The 19,141-nt window shown below is 39.8% G+C and carries 18 protein-coding genes and 1 pseudogene; 10 read left to right on the top strand and 9 right to left on the bottom strand.

Translation table 11 applies throughout. The annotated features are described in order from the left end of the window. The first annotated feature begins 416 nt into the window (after positions 1 to 416). Positions 417 to 1,559, top strand: a complete 1,143-nt coding sequence (locus tag BKK54_RS10240) for an aldo/keto reductase (RefSeq protein ID WP_077542979.1) — start codon at positions 417 to 419, stop codon at positions 1,557 to 1,559. Between the two features lie 211 nt (positions 1,560 to 1,770). Further along, entirely contained in the window at positions 1,771 to 2,811 is a 1,041-nt protein-coding gene (locus tag BKK54_RS10235) for a Gfo/Idh/MocA family oxidoreductase (protein WP_077542978.1), read from the top strand. A gap of 134 nt (positions 2,812 to 2,945) precedes the next feature. Here the strand turns inward: BKK54_RS10235 and BKK54_RS10230 are convergent, their stop codons facing one another. From BKK54_RS10230 to brnQ, 3 genes are all read right to left on the bottom strand, one after another. Further along, the gene (locus BKK54_RS10230) at positions 2,946 to 4,040 is read right to left on the bottom strand and encodes a porin (RefSeq protein ID WP_077542977.1); all 1,095 of its coding nucleotides are present in this window, start codon (positions 4,038 to 4,040) and stop codon (positions 2,946 to 2,948) included. 68 nt (positions 4,041 to 4,108) lie between these two features. Next, complete coding sequence (locus BKK54_RS10225) at positions 4,109 to 5,209, bottom strand: alpha/beta hydrolase (protein ID WP_077542976.1); 1,101 nt, start codon at positions 5,207 to 5,209, stop codon at positions 4,109 to 4,111. Between the two features lie 438 nt (positions 5,210 to 5,647). After that, on the bottom strand, positions 5,648 to 6,961 hold the full coding sequence (brnQ, locus tag BKK54_RS10220; protein ID WP_077542975.1) for a branched-chain amino acid transport system II carrier protein: 1,314 nt from the start codon (positions 6,959 to 6,961) through the stop codon (positions 5,648 to 5,650). Between the two features lie 150 nt (positions 6,962 to 7,111). Between brnQ and BKK54_RS10215 the strand changes: the two genes are divergently transcribed. After that, complete coding sequence (locus BKK54_RS10215) at positions 7,112 to 7,585, top strand: DMT family transporter (protein WP_077542974.1); 474 nt, start codon at positions 7,112 to 7,114, stop codon at positions 7,583 to 7,585. Between the two features lie 114 nt (positions 7,586 to 7,699). Here BKK54_RS10215 and BKK54_RS10210 read toward each other — a convergent pair whose 3' ends face one another. Then, positions 7,700 to 8,431 carry a glutathione peroxidase gene (locus tag BKK54_RS10210; protein WP_077542973.1) on the bottom strand — a complete coding sequence of 244 codons (732 nt, stop codon included), beginning with the start codon at positions 8,429 to 8,431 and terminating at the stop codon, positions 7,700 to 7,702. Between the two features lie 121 nt (positions 8,432 to 8,552). Here BKK54_RS10210 and oxyR point away from each other — a divergent pair, with 121 nt between their 5' ends. Both oxyR and fabR read left to right on the top strand, forming a co-directional pair. After that, a complete protein-coding gene (oxyR, locus tag BKK54_RS10205; protein WP_077542972.1) occupies positions 8,553 to 9,458 on the top strand; it encodes a DNA-binding transcriptional regulator OxyR in 906 nt (301 codons plus the stop codon). Next, complete coding sequence (gene fabR, locus BKK54_RS10200) at positions 9,458 to 10,084, top strand: HTH-type transcriptional repressor FabR (protein ID WP_077542971.1); 627 nt, start codon at positions 9,458 to 9,460, stop codon at positions 10,082 to 10,084. The genes oxyR and fabR overlap by 1 nt, the downstream gene beginning before the upstream one ends. Positions 10,085 to 10,130: 46 nt before the next feature. On the opposite strand, the gene BKK54_RS10195 is transcribed toward fabR, so the two are convergent. Further along, complete coding sequence (locus BKK54_RS10195; protein ID WP_077542970.1) at positions 10,131 to 10,952, bottom strand: 5'-nucleotidase, lipoprotein e(P4) family; 822 nt, start codon at positions 10,950 to 10,952, stop codon at positions 10,131 to 10,133. Positions 10,953 to 11,193: 241 nt separating this feature from the next. Between BKK54_RS10195 and ftsB the strand changes: the two genes are divergently transcribed. From ftsB to ispF, 3 genes are read left to right on the top strand one after another with little or no spacing between them, the layout of a single operon-like run. Continuing rightward, positions 11,194 to 11,472, top strand: coding sequence for a cell division protein FtsB (gene ftsB / locus BKK54_RS10190; protein WP_077543004.1), 279 nt, complete (start codon positions 11,194 to 11,196; stop codon positions 11,470 to 11,472). Beyond that, positions 11,472 to 12,152, top strand: a complete 681-nt coding sequence (gene ispD / locus BKK54_RS10185) for a 2-C-methyl-D-erythritol 4-phosphate cytidylyltransferase (RefSeq protein ID WP_077542969.1) — start codon at positions 11,472 to 11,474, stop codon at positions 12,150 to 12,152. The genes ftsB and ispD overlap by 1 nt, the downstream gene beginning before the upstream one ends. Then, the gene (gene ispF, locus BKK54_RS10180) at positions 12,152 to 12,631 is read left to right on the top strand and encodes a 2-C-methyl-D-erythritol 2,4-cyclodiphosphate synthase (RefSeq protein WP_077542968.1); all 480 of its coding nucleotides are present in this window, start codon (positions 12,152 to 12,154) and stop codon (positions 12,629 to 12,631) included. Before ispD ends, ispF begins: the two co-directional genes overlap by 1 nt. A 45-nt stretch (positions 12,632 to 12,676) precedes the next feature. Here the strand turns inward: ispF and BKK54_RS10175 are convergent, their stop codons facing one another. The 4 genes from BKK54_RS10175 to hemC are packed head-to-tail and all read right to left on the bottom strand — an operon-like array spanning position 12,677 to position 16,905. Further along, entirely contained in the window at positions 12,677 to 13,948 is a 1,272-nt protein-coding gene (locus tag BKK54_RS10175; RefSeq protein ID WP_077542967.1) for a heme biosynthesis protein HemY, read from the bottom strand. A gap of 9 nt (positions 13,949 to 13,957) precedes the next feature. Then, a complete protein-coding gene (locus tag BKK54_RS10170) occupies positions 13,958 to 15,208 on the bottom strand; it encodes a uroporphyrinogen-III C-methyltransferase (protein WP_077542966.1) in 1,251 nt (416 codons plus the stop codon). Positions 15,209 to 15,229: 21 nt separating this feature from the next. After that, the gene (locus BKK54_RS10165) at positions 15,230 to 15,970 is read right to left on the bottom strand and encodes a uroporphyrinogen-III synthase (RefSeq protein ID WP_077542965.1); all 741 of its coding nucleotides are present in this window, start codon (positions 15,968 to 15,970) and stop codon (positions 15,230 to 15,232) included. Next, positions 15,970 to 16,905: a hydroxymethylbilane synthase gene (hemC, locus tag BKK54_RS10160; RefSeq protein WP_077542964.1), complete on the bottom strand. Its 936-nt coding sequence runs from the start codon at positions 16,903 to 16,905 to the stop codon at positions 15,970 to 15,972. The genes BKK54_RS10165 and hemC overlap by 1 nt, the downstream gene beginning before the upstream one ends. Before the next feature lie 799 nt (positions 16,906 to 17,704). Here hemC and BKK54_RS10155 point away from each other — a divergent pair. Together BKK54_RS10155 and BKK54_RS10150 are read left to right on the top strand one after the other, a co-directional pair. Then, positions 17,705 to 18,577 carry an OmpA family protein gene (locus tag BKK54_RS10155; protein ID WP_077542963.1) on the top strand — a complete coding sequence of 291 codons (873 nt, stop codon included), beginning with the start codon at positions 17,705 to 17,707 and terminating at the stop codon, positions 18,575 to 18,577. 22 nt (positions 18,578 to 18,599) lie between these two features. Then, positions 18,600 to 19,141 (top strand): annotated as a pseudogene (locus BKK54_RS10150) (cell wall anchor protein); the annotation flags it as partial.

The raw sequence follows: 19,141 nt of genomic DNA, 5'->3' as shown, positions 1-19,141 counted from the left end.
CCAAATTTAGTGATCAGTTCAGGTGAAGAAAGTAAAAATTATTGTGTAAAACATAGTAGGCGGCATATAGCCGATGAAAATTCCAAACAAAGCATGCGATTTCAGATGGTTGTAACGTTCTCTGATTTTACTGTCAGGAACAGGTTTTCCCCGGTTTAGATGCTAGAAAAGCATAGAAATTCCTCTTATTTAAGTGACGGAAAAAATGTTTCTTACTTTGTAGTCATTATCTACATTTCATTGAAATTCCTGTTTTTGTGCAGTTGTTGTACCATTCTGAACACTTTTTCAAATTCGACCGCACTTTTTCATACAATTGTTGAATTTCATTCACAAGCTTATTCAATCATCACTATCTAATCAAAACAATTTTTTGCTTTTACAATAGTTGTCTTCTTATTTGATAGGAGTAAAACATGGTTAATCAGTCTAAACGTCAGTTATTAAAAAGCGGTGGTTTGACCGCATTAGCATTGGGATTGGGGGGAACGGCAACATCGGTTGTGGCAAATACGCTAAATCAGGGTGGGCTAGCCTCTGAAGATAAAATTCCAAGTCAGCGTCAATTGGGAAACTTAAGGGTTTCAAGCTTAGGGTTGGGCTGCCAAGGACTAGGACAAAATATGTATGCTGTGCCACAACCTCATCGTCATCATGCGGTGCGTTTGATACATCAGGCATTTGATCATGGTGTCACCTTTTTTGATACGGCGGAAGCCTACGGGCCTTTTGAAAGCGAGCGAGTGGTGGGAGAAGGGTTGAAAGGTATTCGAGATCAAGTGGTGCTGGCAACCAAATTCGGTTGGGATATCGATCAAAAAACCGGTAAACGCACCGGTAAGCTCAATAGTCGTCCGGAGCATATCAAACAAGTGGTGGACAGTATGCTGCAACGTTTACAAACTGACCGAATTGATTTGCTCTACCAACATCGTGTTGATCCTAATGTCGAGATTGAAGAGGTGGCTGGGGCAATCCAGGATTTAATGAAACAAGGTAAGGTATTGAATTGGGGTTTGTCAGAAGCTAGTGAACAAACGATTCGCAAAGCACATGTGATTCAGCCTTTAACGGCGGTGCAAAGTGAATATTCACTGTTTTTTCGGGGGCGTGAAAAAGATGTGATTCCTGTTTGTGAAGAATTAGGGATTGGTTTTGTCCCTTGGTCGCCATTGGCCATGGGGACATTGGCGGGCTATGTGGACGAAAGCAGTCGTTTTTCGTCCGATCCTAGTCAAGATCTACGCGGCATTATTCCTCGTTTTACACCGGAAGCCATGCAGCAAAATGTGAAGTTAATTCGACTTGTACAGAAATGGGCAAAACGCAAACTTTGTACACCGGCACAATTTTCTCTCGCATGGTTAATGGCGCAGAAAAATTTTATCGTACCAATCCCAGGGACGACTAAATCCCGCCATTTATTGGATAATTTAGGGGCGGACGATGTGAAATTCTCTGATGAAGAACTTGCTCAATTCCGTGAAGAATTGGAGGCTATTGATATTGTCGGTTTACGTTTGCCGGAAGCCATTTTGAAGTTTTCGGAGGCAAAATAATTATCTCCTCGTCAACTTTATAAAAACTATGGTGAATTTGACCGCACTTTGATCTGCACCTCAAAACGATATTTGAGATGCAGATCACTTTTATTTAGGAACAAATATGCCACAGATTAGGCCAAGTGAGCCTATTATGTATTCTGTACTGGCAGATAAATAAAAACGATTTTATATTTGCCATAATTTTATCAATTAAGGATAGCTAAATATGAAAAAAATCAATGTTGCCATTGCAGGAAGTGGATATTCTACTCGTGTTTTCCACGTTCCCTTTTTTAAAAATGATCACCGTTTTAAGGTTGTAAAATTTTTTGAACGCTCAACTACAAGGGCATTAGCTTGGTTTCCTGATATTGATATTGTGTCAAGTTTTGAAAAATTACTCACCGATGAGGTGGATTTAATTGTGATAACTACCCCTAATCAAACCCACTATGAGTTTGTTAAACAAGCACTATTAGCCAAAAAGCATGTGTTAGTAGAAAAGCCTTTAGTGGCGACATCCACCCAAGCAGTGGAATTGGCAGAGTTAGCCAAACAACAAGGCGTCGTGCTTTATACTTATCAAAATCGCCGTTGGGATGCCTCGGTTGCTACCGCTCGTGAAATTTTATCGCGAGGTTTAATTGGCAAGCCGGTGGACGGTGAAATTAGAATCGATCGTTATGCGAAAGATAAAAATGCCAAAGCATGGAAAGAAACGGGTGATAAGGGAACGGGATTAGTCTATGATCTTGGCGTACATTTGATTGATCAGGCAGTCAGTTTATTTGGTAAACCACAAGCTGTGTTTGCCGACATTCGTTATCAACATCAAGGGGCGTTATCAGACGATAATTTTGATATTCACCTTTATTATGAAAATGGGTTAAAAGTGGCGGTAAAAGCGAGTAAATACGTGCGTGAAACGACACCTCATTTTGCTTTGCACGGCGATCTTGGCTCTTATATCAAACACCATACCGATAATCAAGAAAGCTTACTAAATCAAGGCATTATTCCGCAAGGAAATTGGAATGAAGAAAATGAAAGCGATTGGGGGATTTTACATACGGAAGTTGAGGGGGAAATTATCCGTAAACCTTATCCTAATGCAAAAGTGAGTTATTTGGATTTAGTGGATAATTTGTATCAGGTCATTGTTAACGGGGCTGAACCCGCAATTAAAATGGAAGAAGTCGTGTTTGTTTTACACATTATTGAAAAAGCGTTTGAAAGTGCCGAGAAAGGAAAGAAAGTAGCGTTATAATTAATATTGATTGACGAGGCAATTTTCGGTAAACCATCCAAAGTGTGGTCAAATTTTTAGCAAAATTAAAAAAGAGTAAAATCTTATTAAAATTTGACCGCACTTTCGTTAAAGATTGATCATTCCGTTGATATTTACCAATAAATCCGCATACCTACGGCAGTAGTATTTTCTTTGGTTTTACGTTGAAATGTTTGATTAACATAATGTTTTCGATAATCTTGGCGAAATTCGGTAAATAACTTAACGTATTGCGGTATCACAAAATAATCAATACCAACAGTATATCTATGTCCAGTTTCACGAGTGCTATCACTGAGTTGACTTTGTAATTTATTGAGGTTTCTTCCATATTGCCCATATAGCCGCCAATCCGGATTTAATTGTTGGACAAGTACCAATCTCATATCATTTTCTAATCGCTTGTCATTAATTGAGGTTCGATTTTTGGTTCGTCTTTGTTCCAAATCAAGCCCTATTGTCGTACTGCGATAGGTATAACTTCCTCCCATAGAATAAGTGGTCTGATTGGTTTGGGGATTGTAAAATTGTTCTCTAATCATACCGAAAGCGATTTTGGTGCTGTTAAATTCATTGAATTTATGTGTATAAACAATGCCGCCGCCCCATACATTTTTTCGCTTATTGGTTAAATCCAATCCTAAACTGTTACGTTTACTCTTTCCACCGTAAAATACACCGAATCGCCAGTTATTTATGGTGTGCGTATATTGCAAAATTCTACGTTGCAGGGCAGGTAATAAGGGATAGGAAATCGTTAAATCATTCGCTAAGTCTGTTCGTCGGATTTCATCGGCAATGGATAAGATGTTTCCGTATAAAAGTTCTCCGTATTTCTTATGCCCAAATCCAGCGTTGAGTTGTCGGGTATAAATATCATCAAAGTTATGTCTGGAATCCGATGTACCCCGAAAACGCCATTCAACATTTCCAACGGTATAAATACCATCGCCTAATTCTTGCGTTAGTTTAAAACCAAAACGGGAGCTATCATTTGTAAAAGCAGGAGATTGGTGGGGTCGTTGAACGCTATTATCAGCATATTCTGTTCTTGTAGAAGAGCCGCTTATATTCACTCTCATTGAGCCGGTTAATTCTAATTTGGTTTTGCTTGGTTCAATATCGAATAATGTTAAAGCCGAGGTAGAGGCTGAATAAAAAAATAAAAGAGAGGGAAGTAATAAATTTTTCACTTGAGTTATTTTCATCCTAAATTGATTGTGCCAAAAAGAATGGGATAGGTTGTTTGGCAACGCATCCCATCTTGATTTAGAGGTTATTTATCCAATCCTTTTTCTTTCAGCCATTTTTCCATTAAATCGGCAAGTTGTTGATTGTTTTTCTCACCCATTAGGAAATGAGAATTGCCTTTGATATTGAGGGCTGGCAAATGAATAAGTGTTGCATCGCCGCCATGTTTATTGATGGTATCCACAAACTGTTTTGCCATGGCAAACTCTGTACCCCATTTATCTTCACCGACATTTTCAGAACCGAGTTTAATGTAGTCACCGTAATACAAGACGATGGGGATTTTGGTGAGTTTCATAAACTCATTCATTGGCAGACCGATTGCGGTGGCGGATAAATGTTCAACGCGTGCTTTTGTAATTTTTGGCATTTCCGTTTCAGGGAAAACAAAGGGCGTACCACCCGGTTCATACGCCACAATCGCTTTCACTTTATCGCTACGGATTGCTGCACGCCAACCTATTGTGCCACCCATTGAGTGTGTGACTAAAACAGCCCCTTCAGTTTGATTGACTAATTGTGCTAATACATCGGCATTTAAGTCATTATCTAACGGTCCAGAACCAACCGACCAACTTTGTTGGAAGGCTTGATAATATTGTTCTCCAACAGGGAATTGGGCATTAGGGACAGCTGTGCCTTGTGTATCATAATGACCGACACGGGATAAAATATAGAAGGTTCTATCGCCATACATTGGATTGCTTGCCCAAGGCGTTGCAGGATCTAATGCTTTGGTTGAAAGGTTGGATTCACCGCTACGAGGTTGATCGAGTAAATAAACGCTATAACCTTTGCGTAAAAAGAGATTATTAAAACCTTCACGGCCGTCCACTGTGGTTTCCCACGTGCGTTTAGATTGTGCACCACCATGTTGGAAAATCAATGGGTATTTTTTGGCATTCACCGGCGTTTGATAATTCACATAAGCAAAATCGCCATAAGCACGTTGCCCATCAGGTGAGGTAAATTTTTCCTGCGAAAATGTGCCTTTATGAGTAACATAACGACCACCCACGGTAAAGCTTCCTTGTTTTTCAATTTGCAAGATCGATGAATTGCTATTGTGGCAACCGGAAAGTACAGCAAGGGAAAGTGCGGTTAAAAATAAAGACGTTTTTTTCATTGTTGTTCCTTAATAAAAAAATGAAATATGATGTGATTGTAAGCGTTTTGATTTTTGTAAAAAATAGCCTTTTATTCATAACCCTATTGAAAAATATTCAACAATTGTGATGAAAGTATCGGGTTGTCACTAAGCGTATTTTTATGGTCGAAATGATGATGTCGGTTTGTCTGAAATTATGCTGAGTGGGGAACATTCATCATATGAATGGGAGGAAAGCGATGAATTGAAAAGAACAAAGGTCGGGAGAGATATGGTAATTACGTTTAAGGTATGATGTCGCAAATGCACATAAACAGAAATGTAGGCGAGGGTAGATTGAGAGAAAGCCTGTATTTATCGGATAAAAAAACGCACCAAAAGGTGCGTTTTGTGTTGTTACAATGAAAATGGGTCGGTCTCGTCTTTTATTGTGAAATTGACCGCACTTTTACCATGCTATTCTCTCTTTTTATGGCGAGGTAGAAGCATTGCGAGCAATAAGCCCACTAATGCCGGAATAAGCCAAGGCAGAGAAAGGTCTGCAAAGGGGAGACGGTTAATCCATTCTGTCATGAATAAAACTTGGCACTGTTCTCCCAGTACGCTTGCGAGTGAAACAAAGGTAACGAGTGCAATCGTGAGTTGCATTCCCATTTTTGACAAAGGGAAAAATTTATCCACAATCACCAACACGACAATGGCAATAGTGATCGGGTAAAGCAGGAGTAATACAGGGAGTGAGAAATGAATGATTGCGTTCAAACCTAAGTTGGCGACACCTAATCCAAGTATTGTAAACACCGTAGCATAGTGTTTATAGGAAAAACGTGGGAAACGTGTTGCGAAAAATTCAGCGGTAGAAACGATTAATCCTGCGGTGGTGGTGAAACAGGTCATCGCAACCATAACGGCTAAAAACCATTGTGCGGATTCACCAAAAATTGCTTGTGTGGCTTGAGATAAAATATAGACCCCTTTATTTATGTCGGCATTCATCACTTCCATAGGTACGGGGAAATGATTTCCAAGGTAAGCAAGTCCAATGTAGAGCACACTAAAACCTAGTGCTACGACGATTCCCACCAACCAAATAGTGGATACATATTCTTTCCGAGAACGAAATCCCAACTGCTTTAATGTTTGAATTGCCACCACACTAAATGCCACGGAAGCGAGGGCATCTAAGGTGTTATATCCTTCAATAAAGCCTGTTCCAAAGGCATTTTTTATATAGTCGCCAGTTGCTACTTGAGGTAATTCTGCGCCATATTTGGCGATGCCTAATCCCACAAGAAGCACTATTAATAGAGCGAAAATTGGAGTGAGAATACGCCCAATACTATCTAAAATTTTTGAAGGATTAAGTGCAATAAAATAAGCAGCAAGGAAATAGAGTAAGGTAAAGAGGATTAATCCGTATTCACTTATATTTGCGGATAACATTGGAGATACGCCGACTTCATAAGCCACGGTTGCTGTGCGGGGAATGGCGAAGAAAGGGCCGATTGAAAGATATAACATCACCAAATAAGTGGTCGCAAACCAAGGTGAAATTTTCTGGGAAATTTCGTCCACGTAACCTTTGGGGTTTAACATACCAATAATTAGAGTGAGAATAGCAATACCAACGCCGGATAGAACAAAACCTAAAATCGCCGGCCAAAAGTGGTCGCCGGATAGGGCGCCTAAGGCCGGAGGAAAAATTAAATTGCCGGCACCGAAAAACATACCGAATAATAGAAGCCCTGTTAAGCTTGCTTTTTTAATCATAATGATAATGTCTCTGTAAATAATGGGTGGCGAGTATAGCACGATAGAAAGATCTTCGTATGAAAAAATCAAGTGCGGTCAATTTTTCCGGTGTTTTCCCATTTGACGATGGTGATGAAACTTCTATAATTTGATTGGTTCGGAGGGGCTATGTTTTTTATTTATCTTTTAATTGCATTCATTGCAGGGGTGGCGCTCGCCTCCCAATCCGCGATCAATACCCAGCTTGCAAAAGCCGTGGGGAGTGAACCTATTATCGCTACATTTATTTCTTTTTCAGTGGGAACAATCTTGCTCTTTTTTGTTGCTTTATTCAAAGCAGATTTGTGGCAAGGTTTGACCGCACTTCCACATCAACCTTGGTGGAAGTTATTGGGGGGCGTGCTAGGTGCGTTAGCCGTGTTTACTACAATATTGCTTGCGCCCAAACTTGGTATTACCGCAATGTTATTTTTTATCATTATCGGGCAATTGCTTGCGGCCTTAACGATAGATCACTTTGGTTTAATCGGTATGCCTGTGCGGGAAGTTAATATCACAAAATTGGTTGGGTTGATAATTGTTGGATTGGGATTGGCATTTTACTTTTTTGGCGATAAGGTGATGGCTTTCATAAAAGGGTAAAGTGCGGTTGAATTTAGGCAAGATTTCGCTCATAAAAAAGCCAAACTCAGTAAAGTGTTTGGCTTTTTCATAAAAGTTCCAAATTAAATAAATCAGCTAAACTTGCATTCCTCGTTATGCAAAATATTTTTCTAAATCGTCACTACCACCAATATATTCGCCGCCAATAAAGACTTGTGGTACGCTGGTTTTGCCTGTAATAGCACGAACAGAAATTGTGCTTGCATCACGACCTAAAACGATTTCTTCAAAGGTATAATCTTTAGCTTTTAATAAGGCTTTTGCTTTAGCACAGAATGGACAACCCGGTTTTGTGAATACTGTAACGGAAGGTTTTGCTGTCCAACCCGGTTTTAAGTACTTGAGCATAGTATCGGCATCGGAAACTTTAAATGGGTCACCCGGTTCTTCCGGTTCAATAAACATTTTTTCTACAACACCGTTTTTCACTAGCATTGAATAACGCCAAGAACGTTTACCAAAACCTAAGTCTTCCTTACTTACAAGCATTCCCATACCTTCAGTAAATTCACCGTTACCATCAGGAATCACCGTGATATTTTCTGATTCTTGATCGGCTTTCCAAGCGTTCATTACGAAGGTGTCGTTGACAGAAATACAGATAATGTTATCCACACCGGCCGCTTTAAATTCGCAAGCTAGTTCGTTATAGCGAGGTAAGTGTGTGGATGAACAAGTTGGAGTAAATGCGCCCGGAAGTGAAAATACAACGACGGTTTTGTTATCAAATAATTCGCTGGTAGAGACATCAACCCAGGCATCCCCTTGGCGGGTATGGAATGTGACATTTGGTACTTTTTTACCGCTCATATCAGTAAGAGACATATTTTCTCCTTGTTTTTAAGTCAAGTTTTAATTGAAAGCTGGATTATAGTCAAACTTATGGTATAGTTTCAACCAATTAATTTTATTTTTTTCATTGACTTTTTCTATAAGGAAAGACTTCATGAATATTCGTGACTTAGAATACTTAGTTGCCTTGTCTGAGTATAAACATTTTCGCCGTGCGGCCGATTCATGCAATGTGAGTCAACCTACTCTTAGTGGGCAAATTCGTAAACTTGAAGATGAACTTGGGATTATTTTATTAGAACGTACGAGCAGAAAGGTGCTATTTACGCAATCCGGTATGCTCCTTGTTGAACAAGCCCGTACAGTCTTACGTGAAGTGAAATTATTAAAAGAAATGGCAAGTAATCAAGGCAAAGAAATGACAGGCCCGCTCCATATCGGTTTAATCCCTACGGTCGGGCCTTATTTGCTGCCTTATATTGTGCCAACTTTAAAAGCAGCTTTTCCTGATCTAGAAATTTTCCTTTATGAAGCTCAAACACAGCAATTATTAGAACAGCTTGAAACCGGACGCTTAGATTGTGCTATTTTAGCCAGAGTGCAACAGACCGAGGCATTTATTGAAGTGCCGATTTTTGAAGAGAAAATGTTACTGGCGGTTCCGGAGGAACATCCTTGGGCGAAAGAAAAAAATATCTCAATGAGCAGTTTAACCGGCCAAGAAATGTTAATGTTGGATGATGGACATTGTTTACGCAATCAAACATTAGATTATTGTTTTGTCTCAGGTGCGAAGGAAAACTCACATTTTCAAGCAACCAGTCTTGAAACATTGCGTAATATGGTGGCGGCTAATGCCGGTATTACATTTATGCCGGAACTTGCAGTTAGAAATGAGGGCACGCGAAGAGGTGTGAAATATATTCCATGCCATTCTCCTGAACCGGCACGGAGTATTGCGTTGGTATATCGACCGGGCTCGCCGCTACGTAGTCGTTATGAGCGTGTGGCAAAAACAGTCAGAGCTGAGGTTGAATCCATTCTTGCCGGAGTAAAATAATGGCGGGCATTCGTGCAATTCAAAAAGAAAAAACCCGTCGTGCTTTGGTGGATGCCGCATTTAACCAACTCAGTGCAGAGAAAAGTTTCTCTAATTTGAGTTTGCGAGAGGTTGCCCGTGAGGCAGGTATCGCCCCTACCTCTTTTTATCGCCATTTTAGTGATATGGATGAGTTAGGTTTAGAAATGGTAGATGAAGCAGGATTGATTTTACGCCAACTTATGCGTCAAGCTCGTAAACGTATTGATGCCGGTGGGAGTGTGATTGCTGTGTCAGTTGATACGTTCTTTGAATTTATTACCAACAGTACGAACGTATTCCGATTATTATTACGGGAAAGTTCGGGGACATCGCAGGCATTCCGTACTGCCGCAGCAAGAGAAATTAAACATTTTGTAGATGAACTAGCGGAATATATTGCTCATAAACATCAATATCCACAATATATTGCCTATGTGCAGGCGGAAGGGATTGTGACGATTGTCTTTACTGCCGGTGCAAATGCGTTAGATATGACCAAACAAGAACGTGAGCAACTCAAACAACGCGTGATTTTACAATTACGTATGATTGCAAAAGGGGCAGATTTTGCCGCTGATAAAGAAAAACAGGCTCAGCAAACGTAATATAAAAAAGCGTTGCTTCTTACAACGCTTTATCTTCAATCAATGACTATTTGCCATCCCATGCTTGAATGGCATCTAAACGTGCCTCAATTTTACTTTGGGTGTCGCCTTTAAAATAATCCTTCTTCAAGCCGCCTTCCCAGCCGCCATAGTTCGCATTGGGTAAGACAATATAAGTTTTACCAAATTTAGCCTGATTCTTCGCCACAAAATCACGGCGTTCTGTATTTAATTTACCGTAAACCGTATCGCCAAAGTCATCTAAGTTATCACCAATATAGAGCACAATTTCGTAACCTTGTTTTTCAATTTCAGCAAAACGAGCAGCCTTGGCTGACTTATCTTTTTTCAAATAAAAGACAGATTCATCAACACCTTTAAAACCTAATCGTTTCATATCGTCAATTGTGCCGGCTTTCTCGCTACTATCTTTACGATTACTCACGTAAAACATTTTTCCTTTATGAGAATTCACATAGTTATTAAATTCTACCGCACCCGGAATAGCTCGAGATTGACGGGCCTCTACCCAACGAGTCCAGTCTTTACCATCAAAGGGCTTGTTGTTTTTAACTTGCCAGCCTGCGTAGGGGCTATTGTCTAACATCGTTTCATCTAAATCGACGACAACGGCTTTTTTCTTGCCTTTGGCGACTTTTGCCTGATCAAATGCCACTTTTGCTGTATTGTAAGCCTGATAAGCCAAAGCCTGATATTCACCTGAATCTTGCATCCAGTTTAGTCCTAACACGGCTTGTTGCTCTAATTGCATATTGGCATGCTCTTGCGAATCCATCTTATTTGTACAGCCTGCTAATACAACAGCAGAAATTGTAGCAAGTGCGGTCATTTTTAATGCTTTTTTCATTGTATTTTCCTCTTAGAAGATAAAATAGGGCGGAAAAAGTATAGCAAGTTTTCTTTGAGATTCGATGAAATTTCATTTTATTGAGGAGCTATTCTCGTAAATTTGTGATTAAGATCACATTTAGTCCCATTTAATAGGTGATGAAAAAATACACAAAATTTGACCGCACTTTTCCATCGCCTTTATTGTTATTTCAAGATAAACTATGGGCATTTTTTACAGTAAGCTAGACAAAATAATTATGCGGATATTTATTGTCATACTTGTGGGGATTCTTGCGCTTTTCCAATACGATCTTTGGTTTGGCAAGAATGGCTATTTGGATTATAAAGCCATTTCAGCGCAGATCATTGAAAATAAAGCTGAAAATGAAAAACTCGTGCAGAGAAACCAAATGATTTCAGCGGAAATTCAAGGCTTAACGAAAGGGTTTGAATCTATTGAAGAGCGTGCCAGAATGCAACATGATCTTGTAAAAGAAAACGAGATCTTCTACCACATTGTGAAAGAGCATAAATAATGTCACGAACGATTATTGCGATTATCCCCGCGGCTGGGGTGGGTTCGAGAATGAACGCGGATAGACCGAAACAATATTTAACAGTTTTAGGTAAAACGATTTTAGAGCATACTCTGCGTATCATGATTGATCATCCTAGGATTTCCCGAATTATTGTGGCGGTAGGAAAAGATGATCCGTATGTCTCGGCACTTTCCGTTCTCACTCATAAAAAAATTCAACTTGTCGAGGGGGGGGAGACTAGAGCTGCATCGGTTTTAAATGCGTTAGAAGCGATTAGCGAAGAAAATGCGTGGGCATTAGTGCATGATGCCGCAAGACCTTGTTTAACAGAAACGGATTTAAATAAGCTACTAGAAATCAATGATGAGCATGGGGCAATTCTTGCCATTCCGGTAACGGATACGATTAAACGCAGTGATGAATTGGGAGATATTCTTACAACAGAGGATCGCTCACAACTTTGGCAAGCTCAAACACCACAATTTTTTCGAGCAGATTTGCTAAAACATGCCCTTGATAACGGATTAAAACAACATTGTGTTATTACAGATGAGGCTTCAGCGATGGAACTTGCCGGATTTCGACCGCACTTGATCGAAGGAAGGCGTGATAATATCAAAGTGACAAGACCTGAAGACCTCGCATTAGCAGAATTTTATTTAACAAGGAAAATATAATGATAAGAATTGGACACGGCTTTGATGTACACGCCTTTGGTGAAGATAGACCATTAATTATTGGTGGCGTTGAAATTCCTTATCATACAGGTTTTATTGCTCATTCTGATGGTGATGTTGCCCTTCACGCATTGACGGATGCTCTGTTAGGGGCTGCTGCGTTAGGGGATATAGGAAAACTTTTTCCCGATACCGATATGCAATATAAAAATGCCGATAGCCGAGGTTTGTTAAGAGAGGCTTTTCGCCAAGTGAAAGAGAAAGGCTATAAAGTAGGTAATGTTGATGTCACCATTATTGCTCAAGCACCTAAAATGCGTCCTTATATTGATGATATGCGAGCGGTGATTGCCGATGACTTGAGCTGCGATATCGAGCAAGTCAATGTGAAAGCGACAACGACAGAAAAATTAGGTTTTACCGGAAGAAGCGAAGGAATCGCCAGTGAAGCAGTCGTGTTGCTTCTGAAATCAATCTAACCGGATAAAATTAAGGCGCAATAAACAAATATTGCGCCTTTTCTACTATGCTTTTTCTTCTAAAAGTGCGGTAGGATTTTCTTCAGTTTTATCTACCTCGTTAGGTTGGATCGACATTGCATGGTGTAGGCTTTCTTGACGGATTTTTTCTGCCATCGCTTTATCTCCGACTTGTTCAAAAACATAAGCCGCCATCATGGTATCGTTTGATTCAAGCTCTTTTGGACAACCTATGACTTTCTTGAATGACTCGGCTGCTTTAGCAAATTCATTGTTACGGACATACAAATAGCCAAGGGAACGTTGGAGACTACATTGTTGATTTTCATCCGTACGTTTTGCTCGTTTTTCTATTATTTTGATTAATTTAGTATTATCAACTGGTTGTAAACGTGTTATTTGTGTGCAAAGTGTCTGGCTTAATGGTGTGTTATCGCCCCATTTTTTCAACACCTCAAGAGTAAATTCATAGGCAGATTCGTGATCATTACAATCAATTAATCGTTCAATCAACGCCACCTTTAAGTCTAAATCGTTACGGCGACGGCGTGGTTGCTCTTCCCACCAAGCGAGTAAGCCATCGACCCCTTCTTCATTCATTTTTTCATCAAGTAAACCATTTTCGGTTTTCATTTGCAATGCTTTAAACTCTTCCTCAGAATACAAGTCTGAACGTTGGATTGGCTCTAGAATATTATCAAGGGCTTGATAGGCTTTGGATTGAGTATAAATTTCAACAGCTAATTTTAAGACCTCTTTATTGCGGTCTGTCATTTCCAACAAGCTATCTACTGAACTACGTGCAGCCGGTAGTTTACGCTGTTGTAATAGAATTCGAGTGCGGGTAATTTCTACAATCAAGTTGTCTGAACCGGCGAGCTCTGTTGCTTCAATTAAATAGCGGTTTGCACTAAATTCATCACCACGTTGTTGTGCTGCTTCAGCGGCTTTGATTAAGTTCAGAATGGGTTCTTCAGAATGTTTCGCATTTTTTCCGATGAGTTTTTCTGCTTTGGCATAATCCCCCTCATTCATTTTCATTAAACCCTCAAGGGTTTGTTTTTGGGCTTTTACCCGTTTACGGCGTGAAAACCAACTATAAGTGTTATTACTTAAACGTAAAAAACGGTTCACTATCCATTCTGCCGCATAAATTATTGCAAGTGTTGCGATAAATAAAATAACTAAAGTTGTGATGGACATCTCATAAATATTGTTTGCCGTTTCAATTCGCACATAACCTTGCTGACCTGAAAGATAGGGCCCTGCAATTAATCCGGCGAGTAAAGCCAGCATTAAAAAGAGTGTTCTAAACATAGTCTATCCTTATTGTTGTGGCTCGGCTGTTGGTTTTTCCTCTGAGGAAACGCCTTTCGGTTCGTCTTGACTATTTGCTTCCTCTGTTTTAGGTGGTTCATTGAAAGCTTTTTCTGCTTGAATTTCAATTTTTTGTACATCTACCGGTACACGATTGAGGTGTTTATCCAACAAATTCAAACTTTGTAATTGGTTTGGTACATCCACATAAACTGAGAGTTCGGCCAACTCGTCAACGGATTTTAAGAAGCTTTGAGTCACTTCAGTATCGGTATCAAAATAGCTACGCACCCAAGTTGCTACAGCATCTAACGATTGTTTGTATAAGTCATTTTGCTGGCGTGGTACTGCCATAATGGCTAATTGCAAACGAAGGCGGATATTTTCACGTAAATAAATGTCTTGATTTGGTGCGAGTAATTCTTTTTTATCCGCCCCTTGTTTTGGCGTAATCCGAATAAAATGATTTAAAAAAGAAACCGCACTTTTTTCTGCATTTGCCTGCCAATCGTCTAAAGAATCGGATAATTTCTCTGAATTTGGATCATCGCCAAAATTGACATTGAGTGCAGGCAGTTCATCCACGGAGTTTGCTAATTGGGAGAGACGTTGCATGACGGAGTTTTGATCGATACTATCCACTGAAAGGAGTTGTTTCAGATCTTGATTTATGGCAGATCGAACGGCTATTGCATCGGTATTATTTATTTTTGCGAGTGTTTCATCGGCAAGTTTTAACAAAGATACGCCGGTATCGACATCGTTGTCTAAGACTAATTTACGTAACGCATTGTTTAATAAGAAGTCAGCTTCAGAAAATAACCAATCATTAGGTTGTTGTGCTGCTGCTTGTTTACTCACATAATCAAGCTGTTGACGTATGGCACTCAAGGCTTGTTCTTTTGCAGAAATCTGCTGTTCAAGCTGGCTTACTTTGCCTTGTATTTCAGCATTGGCTTTTTCAAGAGTAACAACTTGCGCTTGACTATTTTCGGCGGAAGGATTGAGCGTTGTTTGAATCATTTGCCCTTCAAGTGCGGTCAATTTTTGTTGAATTTCGCTCACTTGCTGTTGACCAAAATAATAGCCTGCGCCTCCCACGCTCAAGGCGATTAAAATAGCGAGCAAACTTAACCCCGTTCCACTTTTTTTTACGATAGTTTGAGGTGCTTGGGAGAGTGTATCTGCTTGATTTTCAACCGTATTTTGTACGCTATCATCAAGATTTTCTAGCACTTCATTTGATTGATTTTTCGTCATATTCATTCCTTATTAGGTCATTTAGCTAAGTAATGTTTTTAACAAAGTTTGATTATCTGCTTTTGGCGATAAGATAACGGTTTGCCAGCCTTGTCTTTTTGCAGCTTCAGCGATTCGTGGGCTTACTGCTACTAAGCGACAATTTTTAAGCCAATTCTGCTCATTTTCCGGAACAAATTCAATGAGTGCTTGCAAAATTTCTATGCTGGTGACGACTAAAGTATCCACACCGGAGCGTTTACAGATGCTGGTTTGCTCCTCTCTATTATAATTAATAGGTTCTCGGCGGTAACATTCCAAAATATCGACATTTGCCCCCCGTTGTCTTGCTTGTTCGGCAAAATATTCCCGTCCGCCATTGCCACGTAAAATTAAAATCTGTTTTCCATTAAGTTGCTGCATAGGGGGAAGGGCAAGTAAAGCTTCACTATTTTCTTGTGAAATAGGATAACGGGTAATTTGCTCGCTTTGACAAGAAAAATACTGCGCGGTTCTCTGCCCGACCGTAAAGTATTGTAAATCTTCACGCCAAGAAAAACCGGTTTCTTTCAAGGTTCTCACGGAAAAATCGACCGCACTTTTAGAGACAAGGAAGACATAATCGCCGGTGTTGAGCTGGTTTAGTTTCTTGGGGAGATCGCCAAGATCATTGCCACTTTCAAAGGTAAATAAAGGTAAATGCAATGCTACGACTCCCGATTGATTGAGTAAGTCAACCAGTTGTTTTCCTCGTTCATCGGGACGAGTGACGAGCACAGCCATTATTGCTCCCCTTGGGCATAAACTTTGCTAAGAATACGATCCGCACCTTGGCTGAGCAGTTGCTCTGCGATTTGAACACCTAATTCTTCTGCATTTTCAACCGCACTTTTTCCTTCCGCTTTGATAAGGGATGAACCGTCAAGTTCACCAACAAGGGCTCTTAAATAAATCTGGTTGTTTTCTAATACTGCATAGCCACCAATAGGCACCTGGCAGCCTCCCTGTAAATGAGCATTCATCGCTCTTTCCGCTAATACACAGGCTGTGGTTTCTTGATCTGAAAGAGGGGCAAGTAATGTTTGCACGGCAATATCATCTGTTCGACATTCTATCCCGATAGCACCCTGACCGGCAGCAGGTAAAGAAAGGCTGGTATCAATAAAGGAAGTAATGCGTTCTTCCATTCCTAGGCGAATTAATCCCGCTGCAGCAAGGATAATCGCATCGTATTCCCCCTTATCTAATTTACTTAAACGCGTGCCGACATTGCCACGTAATGAGCGAATATCTAAATCCGGTCGTAATTGCTTTAACTGACATTGACGGCGTAAACTTGATGTACCAACAATCGCCCCTTTAGGTAACTTGTCAAGTGATGTATAGCGATTGGAAACAAAGGCATCACGTGGATCTTCTCGTTTACAAATCACACTTAATCCAAGCCCTTCAGGAAATTGCATCGGAACATCTTTCATGGAATGCACGGCAATATCGGCCCGTTTCTCTAACAACGCATTTTCTAATTCTTTAACGAATAAGCCTTTTCCTCCAATTTTCGCCAAAGGCGTATCAAGAATGACATCACCTTTGGTGATCATGGGCACAAGTTCCACGGAGAGACTAGGATGAAGCGCTTCTAAACGATCTTTAACAAAATTCGCTTGCCATAGCGCAAGCGGACTTTGACGAGTAGCAATTCTTAAAATGGTCGACATGATTATCACGATGTTTATGTCTTAGCAATTCTCCTATCCTATCACTGTTAGAGTGAAAAGTCAGTTTTTTTGATTTTTCGTTCTGTATGAGTTTTCCCAATATTTCCCTAATGTAGAAGGATTGGGAGGATTCAATAGCTATCTTATTTTTAATGTAGTCTTTTGAGAGTCGTAACGAAATGAGAAATGAATGAGATAAGAGTAAAGGGTTCCGTTATTTAGTGAAACTGGTAATAGAACGACTTGCTTTCAAATTAAGGAGTCTAAATTCTTTAACATTTGTGATGGCTTAGTCTAATTAACGTATCAATCTATGACAATTAGGGATGTTTTATATACAAAGTGTGGTTAAGTTTAAATAACTTTTGTTTATAAAAAGATGAGTTTATGTAAATTTTTGTAAATAAGCTTGTTGAGTTGTAAATTTTTCTTTAAATTTTAACGAAAATTAGGTAGTACCCCTAAGCAGTTGGTGCTAGTGCTAGTTTGACCAATACAACAAATATGGAATAAATCTTGACTTAAACATATTAGGGATAAAAATGTGTCAACTGTCAACTGTCAACTGTCAACTGTCAACTGTCAACTGTCAACTGTCAACTGTCAACTGTCAACTGTCAACTGTCAACTGTCAACTGTCAACTGTCAACTGTCAACTGTCAACTGTCAACTGTCAACTGTCAACTAGGTTTTTCCTTTCCTGATTTCTACACTTTTCTTAAATCTTCTCAGGATGCTTTTAATTGAACATGCTGGGTTGTTTTATTATTGATAACTTAATTATTTAAGAGGTTTTTTTATGAATAAAACATTACTTAGTTTAGGCATTATTTATGCTTTGACTGGTTGTTCACGTGATGGTCAGCCATTAGAAGTATGGAATAACTTCAACGAAAGTAAAATTTCTGCCCAACTGGGTGAGAACCAATCCTTAGCGGTGTTTTATCGCCAGGGAGATCTACAGGGGCCTGCGACCAATATTTATATAGATGGAAACTACCAAGCATCATTGTTACCAAATGCTTACAGTGCAGTGCCGGTATGCGCGGATAAACATTTATTCAGTACATCTTTCAGCATAAATCAAAAATTTGGTAATCGCACACAGGGGGTGAGCTATACGCTGCCTATAGGTGAAGTCGCATATGTTAAGGTATCGCAAGAGGCTAATGGGCAACTTTACTTACAACGTGTAGAGCGTTCAATTGCTGAACAAGAAATTGCAAATTTACCGAAAGAGAATCAAACCTTATCAAGGGTGCCTAATGCAGCTAACTGTCAACCGCCTGTTGTGATCGCAGCGATTGCAGTAGATAGCAGTGCATTATTCGCTTTTGATAAATATAGCTATAAAGATATTCTTCCGGATGGTCGTGAAAAATTAGAACAATTTATGACTCACGTAAAAACCTTAAATGTTTCTCACATTGTTGTGGGAGGGCATTCAGATAATTTGGGCTCGGATAGTTATAACCTCTCCTTGTCAGAGAAACGAGCTAATAGTGTGAAACAGCAGTTACAACAAGTGGGTATTTCCGTACCTGTGAAAGCAATTGGCTATGGTAAGAAAGAACCTGTTGTGACGAACTGTGGTGGATTATCCGGGGCTGCAGAAAAACAATGTAATTTACCGAACCGTCGTGTTGAAGTGACGGTTTACGGAACGAAATAAGTTTAGTATCTAAGGAATTAATATGTCGACTACATTAAAAGTATTAAGTGCAAAAAAAGTGATTGCCTCTCATAAAATTAAGAAAGGGGATGCATTAGTTCTTGAGGCAAGAGATAAATCTAACTACCAATTGATTGACGATCAAACAGGATTTAGCCCACAAAATATTATTGCTAAGCGTGAAGGGAAAGATTTAAAAATCTTTCTAGAAGATGGAGATATGTATTCGGATGTGGTGATTAAGGGTTACTACGGTGATGAGAACTCAGAAAAAGTGACCAATTTGATCGTTGGTCAACACGAAAGTGGTGGCATTTATGCCTATGTTCCTGAATCTGGTGTAAAAGCAGATGCAGTGAGTATGTTGACCGAAGGAAGTGCTGCACCGCAAGCACTAGGGGGAGAAGAGCTTTCTAGTGCTTTCTGGGTATTTAACCCATGGTGGTTATTAGCATTAGTACCATTAGCTGCGGGTATTGCAATTGCTGCTGGTGGAAGTAGTGGAAGTAAAAATACGGCTCCTCAACCTAAGCCAGAGTCTTCTAAAGGTCCGACGATAACTAT

This window comes from Rodentibacter genomosp. 1 (assembly GCF_001999285.1).
Lineage (GTDB): Bacteria > Pseudomonadota > Gammaproteobacteria > Enterobacterales > Pasteurellaceae > Rodentibacter.
The sequence above is the reverse complement of the archived record's forward strand: the minus strand, read 5'-3'. Positions and strand labels throughout refer to the sequence as shown.

Bases quoted from the DNA above. Each gene is read 5' to 3' on its own strand.
- BKK54_RS10240 (WP_077542979.1), top strand. From the start codon at position 417: ATGGTTAATCAGTCTAAACGTCAGTTATTAAAAAGCGGTGGTTTGACC.
- BKK54_RS10235 (WP_077542978.1), top strand. From the start codon at position 1,771: ATGAAAAAAATCAATGTTGCCATTGCAGGAAGTGGATATTCTACTCGT.
- BKK54_RS10230 (WP_077542977.1), bottom strand. From the start codon at position 4,040: ATGAAAATAACTCAAGTGAAAAATTTATTACTTCCCTCTCTTTTATTT.
- BKK54_RS10225 (WP_077542976.1), bottom strand. From the start codon at position 5,209: ATGAAAAAAACGTCTTTATTTTTAACCGCACTTTCCCTTGCTGTACTT.
- brnQ (WP_077542975.1), bottom strand. From the start codon at position 6,961: ATGATTAAAAAAGCAAGCTTAACAGGGCTTCTATTATTCGGTATGTTT.
- BKK54_RS10215 (WP_077542974.1), top strand. From the start codon at position 7,112: ATGTTTTTTATTTATCTTTTAATTGCATTCATTGCAGGGGTGGCGCTC.
- BKK54_RS10210 (WP_077542973.1), bottom strand. From the start codon at position 8,431: ATGTCTCTTACTGATATGAGCGGTAAAAAAGTACCAAATGTCACATTC.
- oxyR (WP_077542972.1), top strand. From the start codon at position 8,553: ATGAATATTCGTGACTTAGAATACTTAGTTGCCTTGTCTGAGTATAAA.
- fabR (WP_077542971.1), top strand. From the start codon at position 9,458: ATGGCGGGCATTCGTGCAATTCAAAAAGAAAAAACCCGTCGTGCTTTG.
- BKK54_RS10195 (WP_077542970.1), bottom strand. From the start codon at position 10,952: ATGAAAAAAGCATTAAAAATGACCGCACTTGCTACAATTTCTGCTGTT.
- ftsB (WP_077543004.1), top strand. From the start codon at position 11,194: ATGCGGATATTTATTGTCATACTTGTGGGGATTCTTGCGCTTTTCCAA.
- ispD (WP_077542969.1), top strand. From the start codon at position 11,472: ATGTCACGAACGATTATTGCGATTATCCCCGCGGCTGGGGTGGGTTCG.
- ispF (WP_077542968.1), top strand. From the start codon at position 12,152: ATGATAAGAATTGGACACGGCTTTGATGTACACGCCTTTGGTGAAGAT.
- BKK54_RS10175 (WP_077542967.1), bottom strand. From the start codon at position 13,948: ATGTTTAGAACACTCTTTTTAATGCTGGCTTTACTCGCCGGATTAATT.
- BKK54_RS10170 (WP_077542966.1), bottom strand. From the start codon at position 15,208: ATGACGAAAAATCAATCAAATGAAGTGCTAGAAAATCTTGATGATAGC.
- BKK54_RS10165 (WP_077542965.1), bottom strand. From the start codon at position 15,970: ATGGCTGTGCTCGTCACTCGTCCCGATGAACGAGGAAAACAACTGGTT.
- hemC (WP_077542964.1), bottom strand. From the start codon at position 16,905: ATGTCGACCATTTTAAGAATTGCTACTCGTCAAAGTCCGCTTGCGCTA.
- BKK54_RS10155 (WP_077542963.1), top strand. From the start codon at position 17,705: ATGAATAAAACATTACTTAGTTTAGGCATTATTTATGCTTTGACTGGT.